The organism is Streptomyces sp. WM6378 (assembly GCF_001279695.1).
Lineage (GTDB): Bacteria > Actinomycetota > Actinomycetes > Streptomycetales > Streptomycetaceae > Streptomyces.
The window spans coordinates 1-18,668 of sequence record NZ_LGDD01000345.1; the positions used below are offsets into that span (position 1 = coordinate 1).

The window sequence follows — 18,668 nt, forward strand, 5'->3', positions numbered from 1 at the left end:
CTTGCGGCCCGCCACCCGCATCGCCGAATCGCCGCGCCCGATGCCGCAGACCGTCCGGTTGCCGTACATGTCGTTCAGGGTGGCGAAGGTGGAGGCGGTGACCTCCCAGGTGCGGGTGCCGGGGTTGGTGACCATCGGGCCGACGGTCATTCTGGTGGTGTGCTCCAGGATGCGGCTGTAGATCACGAAGGGCTCCTGCCAGAGCACCGCCGAGTCGAAGGTCCAGCCGTAGCGGAAGCCGTTGCGTTCCGCGCGCCGCATCAGGCCGACGACGGCCGAGGCGGGCGGATCGGTCTGCAGGACGAGTCCGAAGTCCATGGTGCTCCTAGCCGAGGTGCTGACAGGTGGCGCGCGGTACGTAGCAGCCGTGCCCGGCCCGCCCGGTGAACTGCCGGTCGTGGATGACGGGTTCGCCCCGCGAGAGCACCGTCTCGACGCGGCCGGTGACCCGCCTGCCCTCGTACGCCGAGTAGTCCACGTTCATGTGGTGCGTCTCGGCGGAGATGACCTGCTCGGCGTGCGGATCGTAGATGACGACGTCGGCGTCGGTGCCCGGCGCGATGGTGCCCTTCTTCGGGTAGAGGCCGAACATCCGGGCCGGGGACGCGCAGGCGATCTCGATCCAGCGGCGGCGCGAGATGTGGCCGTCGAGGACGGCCTGGTGCAGCAGGTCCATCCGGTTCTCCACGCCCGGCAGCCCGTTGGGGATCTTGGAGAAGTCACCCCGGCCCAGCTCCTTCTGCCCCGTGAAGCAGAACGGGCAGTGGTCGGTGGACACCACCTGGAGGTCGTCGGTGCGCAGCCCGCGCCACAGTGCGGCCTGATGTTCCTTGGGGCGCAAGGGAGTTGAGCAGACGTACTTGGCGCCTTCGAAGTCCGGCTCGGCGAGGTTGTCGGTGGACAGGAACAGGTACTGGGGGCAGGTCTCGCCGAAGACCGGGAGCCCCTTGTCGCGGGCGCCGGCCAGTTCGGCGAGCGCCTCCTCGGCCGAGACGTGCACGACGTAGAGCGGGGCGCCCGCGACCCGGGCGAGCTGGATCGCGCGGTGGGTGGCCTCGGCCTCAAGCAGCGCCTTGCGCACCTCGCCGTGGTAGCGGGGGTCGGTCTCCCCACGGGCGAGCGCCTGCTCGACCAGGACGTCGATGGCGATGCCGTTCTCGGCGTGCATCATGATCAGCCCGCCGTTGGCGGCCGAGCGCTGCATCGCGCGCAGGATCTGCCCGTCGTCGCTGTAGAAGACGCCCGGGTACGCCATGAACAGCTTGAAGGAGGTGATGCCTTCCGCGACGAGCAGGTCCATCTCCTTGAGCGATGACTCGTTGACGTCGGAGAGGATCATGTGGAAGCCGTAGTCGATGGCGCACTGGCCGTCCGCCTTGGCGTACCAGGCGTCGAGCCCGGCCCGCAGGGCCTGGCCCTGCGACTGCACGGCGAAGTCGACGATGGTGGTGGTGCCGCCCCAGGCGGCGGCGCGGGTGCCGGTCTCGAAGGTGTCGGAGGCGAAGGTGCCGCCGAAGGGCAGTTCCATGTGGGTGTGGGCGTCGACGCCGCCCGGGATCACGTACTTGCCGGTGGCGTCGAGGGTGCGGTCCGCGGTCCAGCCCTGGGCCACGGTCGAGCCGTGGGCCGCCACGGCCGCGATCCGGCCGTCCTCGATCAGTACGTCGGCGTGCGTCTCGTCGGCGGCGGTGATGACCAGGCCGCCACGGATGAGGGTGCGGGTACTCATGGGTGGAGCTCCCTTTCGTACACGTACAAGTACACGTACACGTTCTTCAAATGGCTCAACTACACGGTGCGCAGGGCGTGTTCGAGGATCGCCGCGCCCTCCTCGGCCTCCGCGACGGTGAGCGTGAGGGGTGGTGCGATGCGCAGCACGCTGGTGTCGTGGCCGCCGCCCTTGCCGATGAGGAGGCCGCCTTCGCGGGCGGCTTCGAGGACCGCGGCGGCGGCTTCGGGGTTGGCCTCGTCGGTGCCGGGCTTGACCAGTTCGATGCCGGCCATCAGGCCCCGGCCGCGCACTTCGCGGACCACGGGGAGCTGGGCGCCGATGGCGCGCAGCCGCTCGATGAGCAGTCCGCCGACCCGCCGCGCGTTGCCCTGGAGGTCGTGTTCGAGGAGGTAGGAGAGGTTGGCGAGACCGGCCGCCATGGTGACCGGGGAGCCGCCGAAGGTCGAAATGGAGTTGCTGTCCAAGCAGTTCATGACCTCGGCACGAGCGACGACGCCGCCGATGGACATGCCGTTGCCGATGCCCTTGGCGAAGGTGAGGAGGTCGGGCGGGCCGCTCCGGTCGTGCGCCTGCCAGCCCCAGAAGTGGTCGCCGGTGCGGCCCCAGCCGGTCTGCACCTCGTCGGTGATCCACAGGATGCCGTGCCGGTCGAGGACCTCGCGGAACGCGGCGTACAGGCCGTCGGGCGGCGAGGTGAAGCCACCGACGCCCTGGATGGGCTCGGCGATCAGCGCGGCCACGTTGCGGGTGTGGCCGAGCAGGTCTTCCAGGTCGGCGACGCAGGCCTCGATGAACTGGCTGTCGCTGAGGTGCGCGTACGGGCCGCGGGCGCGGACGCCGCCGTGCACGTACAGCGTCTGGAGCGGCGAGAGGCCGGTCGGGGACCAGGCGTGGTTGCCGGTGATGCCCACCGCGCTGAAGGAGCGGCCGTGGTAGCTGTTGCGCATCGCGAGGATCTGGTTGGAACCGCGGTACGCGGTCGCGAGCAGCAGGGCGGTGTCGTTGGCCTCGGTGCCGGAGGTGGTGAAGAAGACCCGGGCGTCGGGGATGCCCGACAACTGGGCGATGCGCTCGGCGAGTTCGACCATCTGCCGGTTGAGGTAGAGGGTCGAGGTGTGGATGATCCGGCCGGCCTGCTCGGCGACGGCCTTGGTGACCTCGGGCAGCGCGTGGGCGGTCATCGTGGTGAGGATGCCGCCGAAGAAGTCGAGGTACTTGTTTCCGTCGGCGTCCCAGACGTGCCGGCCCTCGCCGTGGGTGATCTCGATGGGCTGCTTGTAGTAGAGCGCGAGCCAGTCCGGCAGGACGGCCCAGTGGCGGTCGTGGAGGCGGCGGTTCACGGCTTCACCAGCCCTTCGTAGGCGTCGGGGCGCCGGTCGCGGTAGAACGCCCACTGCTGGCGCACTTCCTCGATGAGGCCGAAGTCGAGGTCGCGCACGAGGAGTTCCTCCTCCTTGTCGCTCGCGACGTCGCCGACGAACTGGCCGCGCGGGTCGACGAAGTAGCTCGTCCCGTAGAAGTCGTTGTCGCCGTACTCCTCGCGGCCGACCCGGTTGATGGCGGCGATGAAGTACTCGTTGGCCACGGCGGACGCGGGCTGCTCCAGCTGCCACAGGTACGCGGAGAGGCCGCGCGAGGTGGCCGACGGGTTGTAGACCAACTGGGCGCCGTTCAGGCCGAGTTGGCGCCAGCCCTCGGGGAAGTGGCGGTCGTAGCAGATGTACACGCCGACCCTGCCGACGGCCGTGTCGAAGACCGGCCAGCCCAGGTTGCCCGGTTTGAAGTAGTACTTCTCCCAGAAGCCCTTGACCTGGGGGATGTGGTGCTTGCGGTACTTGCCGAGGTAGCTGCCGTCGGCGTCGATGACGGCGGCGGTGTTGTAGTAGAAGCCCTCGCCCTCGCTCTCGAAGACCGGGACGACGATGACCATGCCGGTCTCGCGGGCGAGTTCCTTCATCCGGGTGACGGTCGGGCCGTCCGGGACGGGTTCGGCCCAGCGGTAGTGCTCGGCCTCCTGCACCTGGCAGAAGTAGGGGGCGTTGAACACCTCCTGGAAACCGATGATCTTCGCACCCTGCCGGGCCGCCTCGCGGGCGTGTTCCTCATGTTTGGCGATCATGGAATCGGTGTCGCCGGTCCAGGTCGCCTGAACCAGTGCGGCGCGCACGACATTGGCCATGAGCTGCTCCTTCGACGGGTCGTCAGCCAGCCAAATCCACACGCGTAGATCCGTGTGTGGATGAGACCGTAAGGCGCGTCACGCACCGTGGCAAGACCATCGCGGTTTCGGCGAGGCTAATTGCGGCGCCACAGGTCAACCCCGGGTGGACGAATCCCCGGACCTGACGCCGTGTCACCTTCGGCGGGGCTCGATGCCCGGGAGGCGGCGCCAGTTGCCGCGCCGGGCGTGACGCAGCAGGACCGGGTCGTCGCCGACCACCACAGCGTGGCCGACCTCGGCGAGGAGCGGCAGGTCCGCCGCCTCGTCCGCGTACGCGTAGCAGCGGGCGGCCAGGATGGCGTGTTCGCGCAGCAGGGCGCGGGCCGCGTACCCCTTGCCCTGGCCGATCATGGGGGCGCCCGGGCGGGAGCAGAGCACGGCGTCGGGACCGAGGTGGCGGACGACCGGTTCGAGTTCGGCGGCGCTCGCGGGCGAGACGAGCACGACGAGGTGACCGAGCGCCGCGTGGCCGTGCAGCGCCGCGAGGACCGGCGGGTGCCACAGCTGGCCGAGCGGCCCGGTGGCACCGGCCAGGTCCGGCGCGGCGAGCAGGGTGCCCTCCACGTCGAAGAAGGCGGCGGCGGTGGGCCGCTGCGGGCGGTCGTCGGGCCTGGGGCGGCTGGTCGTGTCCATTGCTACGGACCATGCCCAGCCCACCGTGCGGCTCAATCCCCAATCTTCAACGTTCTGTTGAATACGTCCGGAAATCCGCCCGCCCCGGCCGCCTGCCCCAGACGCCCTCCCTACACGGCCGTCCCCGGGTTCTCCGCGTGGGTCAGCGTCTCCCAGGCGACGAAGAGGTCGTCGGTGCCGCCGGGGCGCTGCCGCTCGGCGAGCTGCTGGGTCTCGGGCAGCGTCAGGTGCAGCCGGTTCTGGAGGTGGTTGAGCAGCACCTCGACGTCCGGGCCCATGGTCCGCTGGACCTGCCCGCCGCACAGCCAGGCCGGGGCCTCGGCGCCCAACTGGTAGTGGGCGTGGAACTCCAGTGCCTCCTTCAGCCGCTGGGCCGTCGGCCCGTACAGGTCGATGCCCTGCTGCCAGGCCGTCTCGGCGATGTGGCCGGAGGCGGCGAGGGAGTACCCGACGTGCATGAAGTTGCGGCAGGTCTCCTGGCCGAGCCCGTCCTTGTACGTGCGCTGGCCGAACCAGTACGTGGCGAGCTTGTCCGGGGTGTTCATCGAGCCGCCGGGCGGCGGCTTGGGGAGCTTGCCGTCCGAGGCGAGGTAGAAGTAGGCGGGGACCCGCGCCCGGTAGCGGTCCAGGGCCTCCTTGAAGATCTTGGGGTCCTCGACGAACACGGCGATGCCGATGGCCGCGTCCGTCATCGCGAGTTCCCAATTCCCGTTGTAATCAGGGACTTTGGCGGTCACGGCGGGCAGGTACGCCTTGCGCAGCATCCACTTGAAGCGCTGCACGGCCGGGCCCTGCCACTGCGGATAGCCCGCGTGCACGATGTCGGCGGCGCGTGCCCAGGTCGAGCCCGCCCAGGCCGTCTGGAGGTCGGCGTTGCCCTCGGTGTGCCGCTTGATCACCTGTGCCCAGCCGTCCATGATCTCGACGGCCTTCCTGGCGTGGGCCTCGTTGCCGTTGACGGTCCACAGCAGCGCCTGGGTGTACGCGGCGATGGCGTCCTCGCGTTCGGCGAGACACGAGGGCGGCCCCGCGTTCGGCGGGCACGGGACGACCTCGGCGGGGTGCGGGGTGTAGCTGAGCGAGCCGTACCGGCTGGTCCGCATCTCCTCGTACGCCGAGCTCCACGGCTCCTGGCCGGCCCGCACCTTCGCCCGCATGGTGTCGAGCTGGCTCTTGCCGACGACGACCCCGGGGTGGTGGAAGACCAGCGCCGCGGGGTTGGCGTGGCCCGCGGCGGAGGCCGAGGAGACATGCGGGCCGGGGGCGCAGGCGGCGAGCAGCGTCAGCGCGCCGAGGGCGGCCGCCAGCAGCGGACGGCGGCGGGAGGACCGAAACGGATTGAGCACGCTCCAACGGTCGCCCCGGGCACACGTCCACGCAGGATCTGTTGCGCCGAACAGGCAGCGCCTCGGCCCCTCTCTGGGTACGGCATCCCGGCGTCCCCCCTCGGTGCGGGCCCGGCCGACGATCTCCGAACGGGTTCAGCCGACGATGTCCGACCCGCCCCGGACCGGCACGTATCCCAGGTCGGCGGGGCGATCACCGGGCGACCAGCCGTCGAGGAGGTCGTACAGCCGGGGCGGCCAGATCTCCTCGTCGGTACGCCGAAGTTCCTCGGGAGTCCACCAGCGCCAGCCGAGGATGCCGTCCGCGAGGTGATCGGCCGCGACGTCGGGGCCGAGCTCACGACGGGATCCGGGGGCGTCGGCGAGGTATACGTGTTCGTGCTGGCGGACGGGGACCGCGGCGCGGGTGAAGTCGTGGGTCCAGGTGCACAGGAGCGGGCCCGGCTCCAGGTCGCCCCAGCCGGTCTCCTCGCGCAGCTCGCGGCGGGCCCCCTCGCGCGGGGACTCCCCCGGGTCGAGGCCGCCGCCGGGCAGTGCCCAATGAGGCCCGACCTCTTCGTTGTCGTACCGCAGGAGGAACACCGCGCCCAGCGGATCCCGTACAACGGTACGGGCCGCCTGCCTCGGCGTACGGGGTTTCGGCGATATCACGCGGCCACCGCGGGCGGCATCTCGCAGTCGGTCACGATCTCGTCCATGGACAGGCCGAGGACCGAGGCCAGCGCCGCCACCGTGAAGAACGCGGGGGTCGGGGCGCGGCCCGTCTCGATCTTGCGGAGGGTCTCGGCGGAGAGGCCCGCCGCGGCCGCGATCTCCGTCATGCTGCGCTCGCCCCGCGCCGAACGGAGCAACCGGCCGAGCCGCTCGCCGCGTTCGCGCTCCGCGGGGGTCAGGGGGGTGCGGACCATGCGGCGATTCTAGACCCGGCGGTCGTCACGGCGCCCTTGCTCCGACCAGTCCGGCACCGCGAACCGTACGGCCAGGTCCGCGCGGTGGACCTCCTCGCCGCAGTCGCGGCACGTCACCGCGGGGTCGAGGTCGGCGCCGCACTTGTGGCGCCACACCGTCGGCGGGACCTCGGCGAGGTGTCGGTCGCCCCAGTTCATCAGCATCAGCAGGACAGGGCGCAGCTCCTGTCCTGCCGGGGTCGCGCGGTACTCGTAGCGGGCGGGGCGATCGCTGTAGAGGGTGCGCTCCAGGACGCCGGCCTCGACCAGGGTGCGCAGCCGGGTGGTGAGGATGTCGCGGGGGGCGCCGATGTTCTTGGCGATCGCGTCGAAGCGGTGCACGCCGAAGAAGACCTCGCGCAGCACGAGCAGGGAGTACTTCTCGCCGACCACCGAGAGTGCGTCGGCGATCGAGCACGGCCGGGGGTTCTTGGCCCGTGCGGCGCGGGACGGCTGGAGCTTGTGCTGCGGCTGCTCGGACACGTTCATGGGGCCACCGTAATCGAGTCGGACCTAGTCCGTTGGTTTTTCCTACCCGCGGAGTTACAGTGAGTCCAGTTTTCCAACTTACTCGTGGGTAGAGCCGAGGGAGCGCATCATGCGTGACGCCGTGATCGTGGAAGCCGTACGCACACCGATCGGCAGGGGAAAGCCGGGCGGGGCCCTGTCGGGGACCCATCCGGTCGAGCTGCTCGCCCACACCCTGCGCGCCCTGGTGGAGCGCAGCGGCGTCGACCCGGCCCTCGTCGACGACGTCATCGGTGGCACCGTGGACCAGGTCGGCGAGCAGGCCATGAACACCACGCGGTACGCCTGGCTGTCGGCGGGCTTCCCGGACTCCGTGCCCGCGACGACGGTCGACCGGCAGTGCGGGTCCTCGCAGCAGGCCGTGCACTTCGCCGCGCAGGGCGTGATCTCCGGCGCGTACGACCTGGTCGTGGCGTGCGGCGTGGAGTCGATGAGCCGGGTGCCGATGTGGTCCAACGTGCCTGCGGGGAAGGACCCGTTCGGGCCGGGGGTCGCCGCGCGCTATCCCGACGGGCTCGTCCCGCAGGGGATCAGCGCCGAGCTCATCGCCGCCAAGTGGTCGATCGGGCGGGACGCGATGGACGAGTTCGCCACGGCCTCGCACCACAAGGCCGCGCACGCCTGGGAGAGCGGCCTGTTCGAGGCGGAGACCGCGCCGATCGCGGGCCTCGTGCGGGACGAGTCCGTACGCCCGGCCACCACCCCCGAGATCCTCGCCGGGCTCAAGCCGTCGTTCGTGGACCCGGCCTTCACCGAGCGCTTCCCTCAGATCGAGTGGTCGGTGACGGCGGGCAACAGCAGCCCGACCAACGACGGGGCATCGGCGGTCCTGATCACGTCAAGCGAGACGGCCGCCCGGCTCGGACTGCGCCCGATCGCCCGGCTGCACAGCTTCGCGGTGACCGGCTCCGACCCGGTCCTGATGCTGACCGGGGTCGTCCCGGCGACCGAGAAGGTGCTGCGCAAGGCCGGGCTCGGCCTCGGCGACATCGACCTCTTCGAGGTCAACGAGGCGTTCGCCAGCGTGGTCCTGGCCTGGCAGCAGGAGACCGGCGCCGATCCGGCGAAGGTGAACGTGCACGGCGGCGCGATCGCGCTCGGCCACCCGCTCGGCGCGAGCGGCACCCGGTTGATGACCACGCTGGTGCACGCGATGCGCGAACGCGGGGCCCGCTACGCGCTGCAGACCATGTGCGAGGCGGGCGGGCTCGCCAACGCGACGATCCTGGAAGCCATTTGAGCCGACCCCGCCGGGGCCCGCGCACGCACCCCATTCAAATACCGGTATAGTAATTGGAATGGTGGAGATCAAGAGCGATACCCAGATGGATTCGATGCGCGAGGCGGGCCGTGTGGTGGCCCATGCCCTGGCGGCGGCACGGGAGGCGGCCGACGTCGGCGTGAGCCTCGCCGAACTCGACGCCGCGGCGCGGGAGATCCTGGTCAAGGCGGGCGCCACGTCGCCGTTCCTCGACTATCACCCCGAGTTCGCGCCGGTCCCCTTCCCGGCCACCGCGTGCGTCTCCGTCAACGACGCGATCGTGCACGGCATCCCGGACGGCTACCGGCTGCGCGACGGCGACCTCGTCAGCGTCGACTTCGGGGCGGTCCTCGACGGCTGGGCCGGGGACTCGGCGATCAGCTTCATCGTCGGCCGGGCCAGGCCCGAGGACGTACGCCTGGTCGAGACGGCGTTCCGGGCGCTGGACGCCGGGATCGCGGCGGCGGTCGTCGGCAACCGCATCGGCGACATCGCACACGCGATCGGGAAGGTCTGCCGGGGTGCCGGCTACGGCATCCCGGACGGGTTCGGCGGCCACGGCATCGGCCGCCACATGCACGAGGACCCGGGCGTGCCCAACGAGGGGCGGGCCGGGCGGGGCATGGTGCTGCGGCACGGGATGGTGCTGGCGATCGAGCCGATGCTGATCGCCGACGGGAGCGATGCGTACTATCCGGCGGCCGACGGGTGGACTCTGCGGGCCCTCAGCGGGGCCCGGGCGGCTCATGCTGAGCACACGGTGGCCGTCACCGATGCGGGGCCTCGCATCCTCACCCTGCCCTAGCGGGCGGCCTCTTCGCTTCCGCGTGCTGTTCGACGGGGGCGGGTGATCTGTGGCTTGTCGCGCCCACGCGGCGGAGCCGCACCATGTCACCTGCCCGCGCCCCTTATCAGGGAATCAATTACTGGCCAGGAATCGCTGGGTCAGATCGTGGCCCAGGGTCGTTGCCGCGCTGTGGCTTTCGATCGGCTTCGACTGGGAGTTCTTGAACAGGATGTACGTGACGCCGGATTCCGCGCCGCCCGTCTTCGGGTTGGGGTCCATGCCCAGCGCCTTGGCCGTCGCGTACGACGCCTCGCCGATGGTGTTGCTCGGGCCCGTGTCGCCCACGACGGCGTACTCGACCTTGTTGCCGTAGATGACGGCGACGACACCGCCCCCCTTGATGCCGGCCGAGGCGTAGTTCCAGATCGAGCCGGCACTCGGCACCACCACGTACGGCAGCTGCTCCGCGCTGAGCGGCTTGCCGTTCGACTGGTGGAAGCGGGTGTCGGGCTGGAACCAGGGGTCCGTGCTCTCGTTGCAGGCCGAGGTGATCTGGCCGTCGCAGTCGATGCCGAGGCCGGCCTTCCAGAACACGGCGCCGTCCATGCCGCAGACCGGCACATCGGGCGCGGCCGAGGGGTCCGTCTTGTACTTACCGTGGGAGATCTGGGAACAGGTCCCCACCTTGGCGAGGAGTTCGGCCGCCCTGACCGGGCCCTCGGCCGCCGAAGCGGGCGCGGTGGCGGGGAACGTCGCCGCAGCGAGCAGGGCGGCGCCGGATGCCGCGGCGAGGACGAGCCTTCTGGTACGCACCCGGGGACCCTTCTTTCAGAAACGTTTCCTTAGCTATTGCGCACGTGAGCTCCCGCCAACCATGATCGCCAGCCCCGCGCAACAAGAGGCCCATGGTTCCCGGCCGTTCAGGACGGGACCATGGGCCTCACCGGCAACGTCAGCCGGGGTTACTGCTTTCCACTCGGATGGACCACCAGCGCCGAGCCGCCGCCGCGTCGCACCTTCTCGGCCGCGGCGAGCCAGCGTCCGTCCGGCAGCCGCTGCACCCCGGTCGCCGCCCCGATCTCCGGATTCAGCGAGAACGAGTGACCGAGCGCCTCCAGCCGGGCCCGCAACGGGCTGTTGTAGAGGGCGGGTTCGAGCTCGGTCTGCGCTGCGTTGCGCTGGCTGGCACGCGGTGCCGCGATCGCGTCGACCAGCGGCATCCCCCGGTCCAGATGGTTGATCAGCGTCTGGAGGACGGTGGTGATGATGGTCGCGCCGCCCGGCGAGCCGAGCGCGAGCACCGGCTTGTCGTGCTGGTCGAGCACGATCGTCGGCGAGATCGAGGAGCGCGGCCGCTTGCCCGGGCCCGGCAGGTTCGGGTCGTGGACGGCCGGGTTCGCCGGGACGAAGGAGAAGTCGGTCAGCTCGTTGTTGAGCAGGAAACCCCGGCCGGGCACGGTGATGGCGCTGCCGCCGGTCTGCTCGATGGTGAGCGTGTAGGCGACGACGTTGCCCCACTTGTCGGCGACCGTCAGATGCGTGGTGTTGTCGCCCTCGTACGTGGTCGGCGCGGCCGGCCCCGACGTCCCGCAGGCGGTCGGGTGGCGCGGGTCGCCGGGGGCGAGGGGGCTGGTCAGGACCGCGTCGTTCTTGATGAGGCAGGCTCGCGAGTCGGCGAAGCGCTGCGAGAGCAGGCCCTTGGCCGGCACGTTCTCGAACTCCGGGTCGCCGACCCAGCGGCCCCGGTCCGCGAACGCGATCCGGCTCGCCTCGATGTAGTGGTGCAGGAACTGCACGTCCGAGGCCTTCGACAGGTCGGTGTTCTCCAGAATGTTGAGCGCCTCGCCGACCGTCGTGCCGCCGGAGGTGGAGGGGGCCATGCCGTAGACGTCGAGCCCGCGGTAGTCGACCTTGGTGGGAGCCTGGAACTTCGCCTCGTACGCGCGCAGGTCCTTCTCGCTCAGGTCGCCGCTGCGCACCTTGCGGGTCGACTTGGGGTCGACGGGCGGCTTGCGGACGGTGCGGACGATGTCGTCGCCGAGGTCGCCCCGGTAGACGGCGCCGACGCCTTTGCGGCCCAACTCCTCGTAGGTGCGCGCCAGATCGGGGTTCTTGAAGGTCGAGCCGACGGCCGGGAGCTGCCCGCCCGGCAGGAACAGCTTGGCGGTGTCGGGGAAGTCGGCGAACCGGGCCTGGTTGTCCTTGGTCTGCGAGCGGAAGGTGTCGTCGACGGTGAACCCGTCGCGCGCGAGGCGCTCCGCGGGCTTCAGGAGCGTACGCAGCGACTTGCTGCCCCAGGCGTCCAGGGCCCGGTCCCAGGTGGCCGCGGTGCCCGGGGTGCCGACGCTGAGCCCGCTGGTCACGGCGTCCGCGAAGGGCAGCGGCTTGCCGTTCTCCACGAAGAGCAAGGACGTGGCGGAGGCGGGCGCGGTCTCGCGGCCGTCGAGGGTGTGCACGGAGCGGGAGGCCGCGTCGTAGTAGACGAAGTAGCCGCCTCCGCCGATGCCGGAGGAGTACGGCTCGGTGACGCCGAGGGCGGCCGCGGTGGCGACGGCCGCGTCCACGGCGTTGCCGCCGTTCTTGAGGACTTCGAGGCCGGCGGCGGACGCGTCCGCGTCCACGCTGGAGACCGCTCCCCCGTAGCCGACCGCCTCCGGCACCTTGGCCGGGGTCCGGCCGGGCGGCGCGGCCGTCGTGGGCGGGGCGGCGGCGACCGAGGCCGCGACGGCGGCCGCCGCGGCGAGGAGGGACAGGGTGCGGGCGGCAGGACGACGCATGCATACCTCCGTAGGCGAACGTCCGCGCAGCGTAACGCCGTCCTGGGGGTCGCGTCATGAGCATGTCGAACAGGGGCGCGAACTCCGGCTAGCATGCCCGCCCATGAATGACGACGTACGCAACATCGTGCTCGGCGTGGTGGCCGCGGGCATAAGCGCCGCCCTGGGCTGGGTCACCCGGAACTACCTCTGGAAGCGCAAACTCCGCCGCAAACAGGCCTTCTTCGGGCTGCCCGACCACTCCGAGTGCCTGCTGGTCGTCAACCGCGACGCGGGGCACGACGGTTCGGTGCACCGCTTCGACGTCTTCGCCTTGCTCGAACTCTCCTCGCTCATCAAGGACTGCGGGGCGCACGCCCAGATCATCCAGCACGATCTGGCGCAGCAGGGCTTCGGCGAGCGCACCGAGTTCTGCCTGGGCGGCCCGTACTCGAACCGGCGGATGGCGGCCCATCTCGCATCGCTCCTGCCCGGCGTGAAGATGAACGTGGACACCGATCCCGGCCCCGACCGGGGCGCCTTCCAGATCGGCTCGGAGCGCTACCGCCTGGAGGGCGGTGTCGCCGAGTACGTGATCCTCGCCCGGGTGACCGTCGGGCAGAACTCGCGCCCCGTATTCCTCTTCTGCGGCCAGCGCGCGATCACCAACCAGGCCGCCACCCGCTATCTGGCCCGCAACGCCGAGAAGCTCGCCCGCAAGCACGGCAACGATTCGTTCTGCCTGCTCCTGAAGGTCGTCAACTCGCATGCGTACGGGCCCGATGTGGTGGAGCTCGTCGCCGACGTGACCCGGGCGGCCCAGGAACCGGCCCCGGTGATCCGCACCTCGCACCGGGCGGGCGGTTAACCCACCTTCAATGGCAGGGACTTGATGCCGTTGATGAAGTTGGAGACGAGCCGGCGCGGCGGGCCCGCGAGTTCGGTGCGGGGCAGCATGCGCAGCGCCTCCTGGTGCAGCACCTTCAGCTGGAGCCGGGCGAAGTGCGCGCCGAGGCACACGTGCGGGCCGTCGCCGAACGAGACGTGCGGGTTCGGGGTGCGGGCGAGGTCCAGGCGGTGCGGGTCGGCGAAGACGCGCTCGTCGTGGTTGGCGGAGGCGTGGAAGACGACGACCTTGTCCCCGGCCGCGATGGGCTGCCCGGCGAGGACGGTGGCACGGCCGGCGGTGCGCCTGAACGTCAGCACCGGCGGATGCCACCGCAGGAGCTCCTCGACGGCCACCTCCACGGCGACCTGACCATCTGTCACCTTCCGTCGTTCATCCGGGTGTTCGGCAAGCGCGAGGAAGCCTCCGGGTGCCGCGCCGCGCACGGTGTCGTTGCCCGCCACCGTCAGCAGGAAGAAGAACATCTCCAGCTCGGCGTCGGCGAGTTCCGAGTGGGCGAGCGAGGTCATGACGTCGTCGGCGGGACGCTCGCGCTTGTACGCGGCGAGCTCCTGGGCGTACGCGAACATCTCCGCCAGCATCGCGGGCGAGCGCGGGTTGACCGGCTGCCCATCGGCGCCGAGGACCGGCGGCTCGTCCGGGTCCTGGTAGGCGATGACGCGCTCGGTCCACTCCAGGAGGAGCCCCCGGTCGCCCGGCGGCACCCCGAGCAGGTCGGTGAGGTTGAGCAGCGCGTAGTCGTCAGTGACGTCGGCGACCAGGTCGAACGCGCCGTCCTCGGCGCCGTCGCGGGCCCCGGCGAGCAGGGCCCGGGCCCGCTCGCGCGCCAAACCCTCGAAGCGGTCGATCCGGCCCGGCGTGAAGGCGCGGCTGACCAAGCGGCGGAGCTTTCCGTGCGAGTTGGGGTCTCCCCTGCTCGAACGAAGTCGAGAGCTTGGGGAGGGATCCTGGTTGAGCATCATGCGGCGGATGAACGGCAGGTCCGCCGGGTCGGGATCGCGGATCTGGGTGGCGCCGAGCGCCGAGGAGAAGGTGCCCGCGTCCTTGAGGACCCGTACGACGTCCGCGTGGCGGGTGACCGCCCAGAAGCCGGGGCCGGCCGGCCAGCCGAGCACCTCGGGCTCCGCCTGCCACGCGACCGGGTGGTGGTCGCGCAGCTCGCGGTAGGCGGCGTGCGGCGGCCCGGCCGCGTACAGACGGGGGTCGAAGACGTCGGGGGCGTCAGCCATGGTGGGCATTGTCAGGCACGCCCAAGACGTCGGGCGTGTCAGACATGATCGGCCCGCAGGAAGTCCTCGACCGTGCGGATCAGGTCGAGCGGCGCCTCGTCCATGGCGTGGTGCCCGGCGTGGGGCAGTTCGACGAGCTGGCCCGCCGGGTACCAGCGCAGCCAAGTGGCCCGCAGGAACTGGGCGTTGAGAGCCGGGTCGAGCGCACCCGTCACCGCGAGCGCGGGCACCGGCGAGCCCTCGGTCTCCTCGTGGAAGTCCTCGCCGGACCAGGAGTCGAGCCAGGCGCGGAACGCCTTCGGGTCGCTGCGGTCCACCGAGCGCCGGGTCATCCGGTCCAGCCAGGCGTCGGGGCGGTCGCCGCCGGTGGTGAGGTCGATGATGGCGCGGCGTTTGGCGGGGCGCTCGGCGGCCCCGGTGAACAGTTCGCGGGTCGCCTCGTCCATCGGCATGCCGCTCGCCGGGACGGGCGATATGCCGACCATGCGGCGCACCCGGTCGGGGGCGGCGGCGAGGACCCGCTGGACGACGGCGCCGCCCATCGAGTGCCCGATCAGAGAGAACCGGTGCCAGCCGAGCCGGTCGGCGAGCGCCAGGACGTCCGCGGCGCCCTCGCTCGTGGTGAACGCGCCGGTGGCGTCCCTGGCCTCGCCGTAGCCGCGCAGGTCGACGAAGGCGTAGGTGAAGGCGGCGGCGTCGAGGTCGGGCAGGACGGCCGCGTAGTCGCCACGGTCGGCGAGCCAGCCGTGCACGGCGACGACCCGGTGGGCGCCGTCGCCGTGGAGGGTGTGGGGCAGCGTGAATGGGGCCATGGGGACTCCGGTTCCGGGCGGCGGTCGTCGGCGTACGCTCGCGGGTGGTGCTGTCGGCGCGCGAGACGTACGCGTACACGGTGGCGCTCGCCCTGCCACCTGGCAAGAAGCCGGTCAGAACTCCCAGGGACTCTCGGCCGGTTCCACCGTGCGGTTCTCGACGGCGACCTCGGCGGGCGCGGACTCCCGCACCACGTCGAGCAGTCCGGCCGCGTCGAAGTCGAAGACCTGCTCCTCGAAGCAGAGCCCGTGCGCGCCCTCGGCCCGGCCGAGCACGGGCGCCAGGCGCCGGTACATGGAGCGCGGGCGGCTGATGTAGGGCAGCGCGGGTGAGCGCAGGTCCACGACGAGGAAGCGGCGCACCTTGTGGCCGGTGCGCACCGCGACCGCGGTCACTGCGGTGACGTCGTCCCAGTCGATGCGGCCGGCCAGCCAGGTCGGCAGCCGCACGGTGAGCGCGTCGACGTCCACGTCGAGCCGCAGCGGGCGCAGCAGGTAGCCCGCGAAGGTGGCCGCGGCGACCAGGACGGCCACGCCCGACACGGCCATCACGGGGCCCGCGAAGCCGCTGTTCGGGCCGTCGAAGACGGAGGCGGCGGCGATGCACCAGATCACGGCCACCGCGATGGCGGCGAGCGGGACCCAGATCAGGGTGCGCCGCAGCCGCAGGACGATCGGGGCGGCCCCGGGCTGCGTTGCGCTGGCTGAATTCTCCACACGCAGAGCTTGGTCCGTCGGCGGCCCGGACGCCAGAGTGTTACCCATGGGTTTACTGAATTGAAGTCAATAGCCCGGGATCATTCCGGCGAGCCTGCCGAGGCCCGCGCCCTCAGGTCCGCGCCTTCCCGGGCCGGGCGCCTTCTCACACCGGGCAGGCGAGCGGGCTGAGCGAGCTCTTGGCTCCGCCGCCGAGGATCATGACCCGCACCGTGCCGCCCCGCGCCACCGCCTGCAGCACGGTGCAGGCGATCTGCCGCTGGGCGACCGGGGTGAGCCCCGAGACGTCCTGGCCGAGCGCGACCGTCACCCGGCCCTCCTCCACGCTCATCTTGAACGCGCCCTGGACCGGGGGCAGTTCGGTGCTCATCCCGGCGGCCCTCTCGTCCTTGTCCGGGCCCGCGAACAACAGCGGGAGCGGCGCTTGGGAGGTGCCTTCGCGCACCACGGGCATCAGCCCGTCGGGGCCCGTGAAGTAGAGGACGGTGCCGTCGCCGGGCGGCACCGCCTGCGCGCTCGCGGGCCCGCCCACCGCGATGACATCGGTGGACTGGATGCCGCAGCCGGCCGCGAAGAGCCCGGCCGGGAGCAGGGCGAGCGCGGCCAGCGCGCGGGGCCCGCGCCTCATCGCGCCGCCTTTGCGGGTTCGGCCGCGAGCAGCCCGGTCGGCAGCTCGACGGTGAAGACCGCCCCGCCGTCCGGACCGTTCGCCGCGCGCACCGTGCCGCCGTGCAGCCGCACGTTCTCCAGGGTGATCGCGAGGCCGAGACCGCTGCCCGCCGAGCGGGTACGGGCCGCGTCCGCCTTGAAGAAGCGGTCGAAGATGTGCGGCAGCACAGCCGCGTCGATGCCGGGCCCTCGGTCGGCGACCTCGACGACCAGCGGCCCCTCGCCCGCCCCGGGACGCAGCCGTACGGTCACCGGCTCCGAGCCGTGCCGCAGGGCGTTGCCGACGAGGTTGGCCACCACGATGTCGAAGCGCCGGGGATCGATCATCGCCCGTACGCCGTCCGGAAGTTGGGTATCGACCCGGTCCTCCCAGTGCCGCCGCTGGAGGGTCTTGCGGATGGTCTCGGCGACGTCGACCTCGTCGGGGTTGAGCTCGGCGGCCTTGGCGTCGAAGCGGGAGATCTCCATCAGGTCCTCGACGAGGGTGGCGAGCTTGCCGGTCTCGGCCGAGATGAGCCGCACCGCGCGCGCCGTGTCGGGGTCGAGCCCGTCGGCGTCCTCGTCGAGCACCTCGGTCACGGCCAGCATGCCGGCCAGCGGGGTGCGCAGCTCGTGCGAGACGTCGGAGGCGAACCGCCTGGCCCGCGCCTCGGCCTTCTGCAGCTCCTCGACCGAGCGCTCCAGTTCCTCCGCCGACTCGTTGAACGTCCAGGCCAGATCGGCCAGTTCGTCCGATCCCTTGACCTCGATACGGGTGTCGAGCCGGCCCTTGCCCATGCTGCTCGCGGCCCGCCGCAGATCGCGCACCGGCCGCAGCACGCTGCGGGCGGCGAGCAGGGCGGGCACCACGGCGACGGCGAGGGCGGGCAGCGCGCCGTTCTTGGCCGCCGAGACCATGGCCTGGATGGTGACGCCCTCCGGCCTGAGGTCCATCACGGCATACAGGTAGACGCCGCTGCGCTGCTGATCGCCGCTCCGGTCGAACATCACCGGCATGCCGATGGTCAGATACGGGATGCCGTCCTGGACCACCCGCTGGAACGAGGCGTGCGCGTTGGCGTGGGTCTGGCTGCGCAGCTCGTCGGTGATCACAGTGGAGACGGGCCGGGAGGTGGAGGACGCGCGCAGGCTGCCGTACTCGGCGAACACGATCCAGGGGCGCGGCTTGCCCGCCCTGGCCAGCGTCTGGCAGACGTTCTTCATCGCCGCGGTGGAGGTGGGCAGCGCGAAGTACTGGTTGGCTATCTGCTCGCGGAACTGCTCGACGGCCTGGTCCTGGGCCTGCTGGAGGATGGCCGAGCGGGCCGACTGGTAGGTCAGCGCCGCGGTGGTGACCGCGCTGATCGCGGCCACCAGGAGGAACGCCGCGATCAGTCGGGTGCGCAGGCCGAGGCGCAGGGCCCGGCGGACCGGGAATCTCACAGGGGCCCGAAGCGGTAGCCGAAGCCGCGCACGGTCTGGATGTAGCGGGGCGCGCCGTCGGGGCCGCCGGTGTCGCCGAGCTTCTGCCGCAGCCGCCGTACGCAGGCGTCGACCAGGCGGGCGTCGCCGTGGTAGCTGTGCTCCCACACCGATTCGAGGAGTTGCTGGCGGCTGAAGACCTGCTCGGGCGAGGCCGCGAGGTGGAGCAGGAGCTTCAGTTCGGAAGGGGCGAGGGCGAGGCGCTCGCCGTTCTTGGCGGCGGTCAGGCCCGCCCGGTCGAGGGCGAGCTCGCCGTGGAACTCGGGGCCGGGGCGGGCGGTCGCGGGGTCGGCGAGGCGGCGCAGTACGGCCCGGATGCGGGCCTCGATGACCTCGGTGCGAGCGGGCTTGACGATGTAGTCGTCGGCGCCCGCTTCGAGGCCGACCACCACGTCGAAGTCGTCGCCGCGCGCGGTGAGCATGATGATCGGCAGCTGGCTGGTCTCGCGTATCCGGCGGCAGACCTGTACGCCGTTCATGCCGGGCAGCATGAGGTCGAGCAGCACCAGTTCGGGCAGGAAGGTCTTGAGCGAGCCGAGTCCGGCCTCGCCGGTCCCGGCCGCCAGCACCTCGTGGCCGCGCCTGCGCAGCCCGAGCTCGACCCCTTCGCGCACGGAGGGGTCGTCTTCTATGAGGAGCACGCGTGGCATAAGCGTCAGTAT

At 71.5% G+C, this 18,668-nt stretch carries 20 protein-coding genes; 3 read left to right on the plus strand and 17 right to left on the minus strand.

The genetic code is table 11. The features are described 5' to 3' along the window. The 9 genes from ADK54_RS39910 to ADK54_RS39950 all read right to left on the minus strand — a co-directional run. Positions 1-318 (minus strand): LLM class flavin-dependent oxidoreductase (locus ADK54_RS39910; protein ID WP_159048030.1); only part of this gene is annotated, 318 nt, incomplete at its 3' end. 7 nt (positions 319-325) lie between these two features. After that, positions 326-1,729 (minus strand): dihydropyrimidinase, encoded by a 1,404-nt coding sequence (hydA, locus tag ADK54_RS39915; RefSeq protein ID WP_053730761.1) that lies wholly within the window; start codon positions 1,727-1,729, stop codon positions 326-328. A gap of 59 nt (positions 1,730-1,788) precedes the next feature. Beyond that, complete coding sequence (locus ADK54_RS39920; RefSeq protein WP_053730762.1) at positions 1,789-3,072, minus strand: aspartate aminotransferase family protein; 1,284 nt, start codon at positions 3,070-3,072, stop codon at positions 1,789-1,791. Continuing rightward, complete coding sequence (locus tag ADK54_RS39925; protein ID WP_053730763.1) at positions 3,069-3,911, minus strand: nitrilase-related carbon-nitrogen hydrolase; 843 nt, start codon at positions 3,909-3,911, stop codon at positions 3,069-3,071. The genes ADK54_RS39920 and ADK54_RS39925 overlap by 4 nt, the downstream gene beginning before the upstream one ends. A gap of 174 nt (positions 3,912-4,085) precedes the next feature. Beyond that, positions 4,086-4,586 (minus strand): HAD family hydrolase, encoded by a 501-nt coding sequence (locus ADK54_RS39930; RefSeq protein WP_053730764.1) that lies wholly within the window; start codon positions 4,584-4,586, stop codon positions 4,086-4,088. A 110-nt stretch (positions 4,587-4,696) separates the two neighbouring features. Next, complete coding sequence (locus ADK54_RS39935; protein WP_053730765.1) at positions 4,697-5,932, minus strand: alginate lyase family protein; 1,236 nt, start codon at positions 5,930-5,932, stop codon at positions 4,697-4,699. A 135-nt stretch (positions 5,933-6,067) separates the two neighbouring features. Beyond that, on the minus strand, positions 6,068-6,583 hold the full coding sequence (locus ADK54_RS39940; protein ID WP_324610225.1) for an NUDIX hydrolase: 516 nt from the start codon (positions 6,581-6,583) through the stop codon (positions 6,068-6,070). Further along, on the minus strand, positions 6,580-6,840 hold the full coding sequence (locus ADK54_RS39945) for a helix-turn-helix domain-containing protein (protein ID WP_053730766.1): 261 nt from the start codon (positions 6,838-6,840) through the stop codon (positions 6,580-6,582). Before ADK54_RS39945 ends, ADK54_RS39940 begins: the two co-directional genes overlap by 4 nt. A gap of 9 nt (positions 6,841-6,849) precedes the next feature. Beyond that, positions 6,850-7,368: a winged helix-turn-helix transcriptional regulator gene (locus tag ADK54_RS39950; protein ID WP_053730767.1), complete on the minus strand. Its 519-nt coding sequence runs from the start codon at positions 7,366-7,368 to the stop codon at positions 6,850-6,852. 109 nt (positions 7,369-7,477) lie between these two features. On the opposite strand from ADK54_RS39950, the gene ADK54_RS39955 reads away from it, so the two are divergent. Beyond that, a complete protein-coding gene (locus ADK54_RS39955; protein WP_053730768.1) occupies positions 7,478-8,647 on the plus strand; it encodes a thiolase family protein in 1,170 nt (389 codons plus the stop codon). Positions 8,648-8,705: 58 nt separating this feature from the next. After that, positions 8,706-9,473, plus strand: a complete 768-nt coding sequence (gene map / locus ADK54_RS39960; protein ID WP_053730769.1) for a type I methionyl aminopeptidase — start codon at positions 8,706-8,708, stop codon at positions 9,471-9,473. A 114-nt stretch (positions 9,474-9,587) separates the two neighbouring features. Here the strand turns inward: map and ADK54_RS39965 are convergent, their stop codons facing one another. Continuing rightward, positions 9,588-10,268, minus strand: coding sequence for a glycoside hydrolase family 75 protein (locus ADK54_RS39965; RefSeq protein ID WP_053730770.1), 681 nt, complete (start codon positions 10,266-10,268; stop codon positions 9,588-9,590). Between the two features lie 149 nt (positions 10,269-10,417). After that, the gene (gene ggt, locus ADK54_RS39970; protein ID WP_053730771.1) at positions 10,418-12,232 is read right to left on the minus strand and encodes a gamma-glutamyltransferase; all 1,815 of its coding nucleotides are present in this window, start codon (positions 12,230-12,232) and stop codon (positions 10,418-10,420) included. A 103-nt stretch (positions 12,233-12,335) separates the two neighbouring features. Between ggt and ADK54_RS39975 the strand changes: the two genes are divergently transcribed. Further along, complete coding sequence (locus ADK54_RS39975) at positions 12,336-13,079, plus strand: hypothetical protein (protein ID WP_053730772.1); 744 nt, start codon at positions 12,336-12,338, stop codon at positions 13,077-13,079. Here ADK54_RS39975 and ADK54_RS39980 read toward each other — a convergent pair. From ADK54_RS39980 to ADK54_RS40005, 6 genes are all read right to left on the minus strand, one after another. Further along, positions 13,076-14,347: a cytochrome P450 gene (locus ADK54_RS39980; RefSeq protein ID WP_053730773.1), complete on the minus strand. Its 1,272-nt coding sequence runs from the start codon at positions 14,345-14,347 to the stop codon at positions 13,076-13,078. The genes ADK54_RS39975 and ADK54_RS39980 overlap by 4 nt on opposite strands. A gap of 38 nt (positions 14,348-14,385) precedes the next feature. Beyond that, positions 14,386-15,159: an alpha/beta fold hydrolase gene (locus ADK54_RS39985; RefSeq protein WP_053730774.1), complete on the minus strand. Its 774-nt coding sequence runs from the start codon at positions 15,157-15,159 to the stop codon at positions 14,386-14,388. A gap of 114 nt (positions 15,160-15,273) precedes the next feature. Further along, complete coding sequence (locus ADK54_RS39990; protein WP_053730775.1) at positions 15,274-15,876, minus strand: hypothetical protein; 603 nt, start codon at positions 15,874-15,876, stop codon at positions 15,274-15,276. Positions 15,877-16,021: 145 nt separating this feature from the next. Next, on the minus strand, positions 16,022-16,504 hold the full coding sequence (locus ADK54_RS39995) for a hypothetical protein (protein WP_053730776.1): 483 nt from the start codon (positions 16,502-16,504) through the stop codon (positions 16,022-16,024). Continuing rightward, positions 16,501-17,967 carry a sensor histidine kinase gene (locus tag ADK54_RS40000; protein WP_053730777.1) on the minus strand — a complete coding sequence of 489 codons (1,467 nt, stop codon included), beginning with the start codon at positions 17,965-17,967 and terminating at the stop codon, positions 16,501-16,503. The genes ADK54_RS39995 and ADK54_RS40000 overlap by 4 nt, the downstream gene beginning before the upstream one ends. Then, on the minus strand, positions 17,964-18,656 hold the full coding sequence (locus tag ADK54_RS40005) for a response regulator transcription factor (RefSeq protein ID WP_053730778.1): 693 nt from the start codon (positions 18,654-18,656) through the stop codon (positions 17,964-17,966). Before ADK54_RS40005 ends, ADK54_RS40000 begins: the two co-directional genes overlap by 4 nt. Positions 18,657-18,668 lie beyond the last annotated feature (12 nt).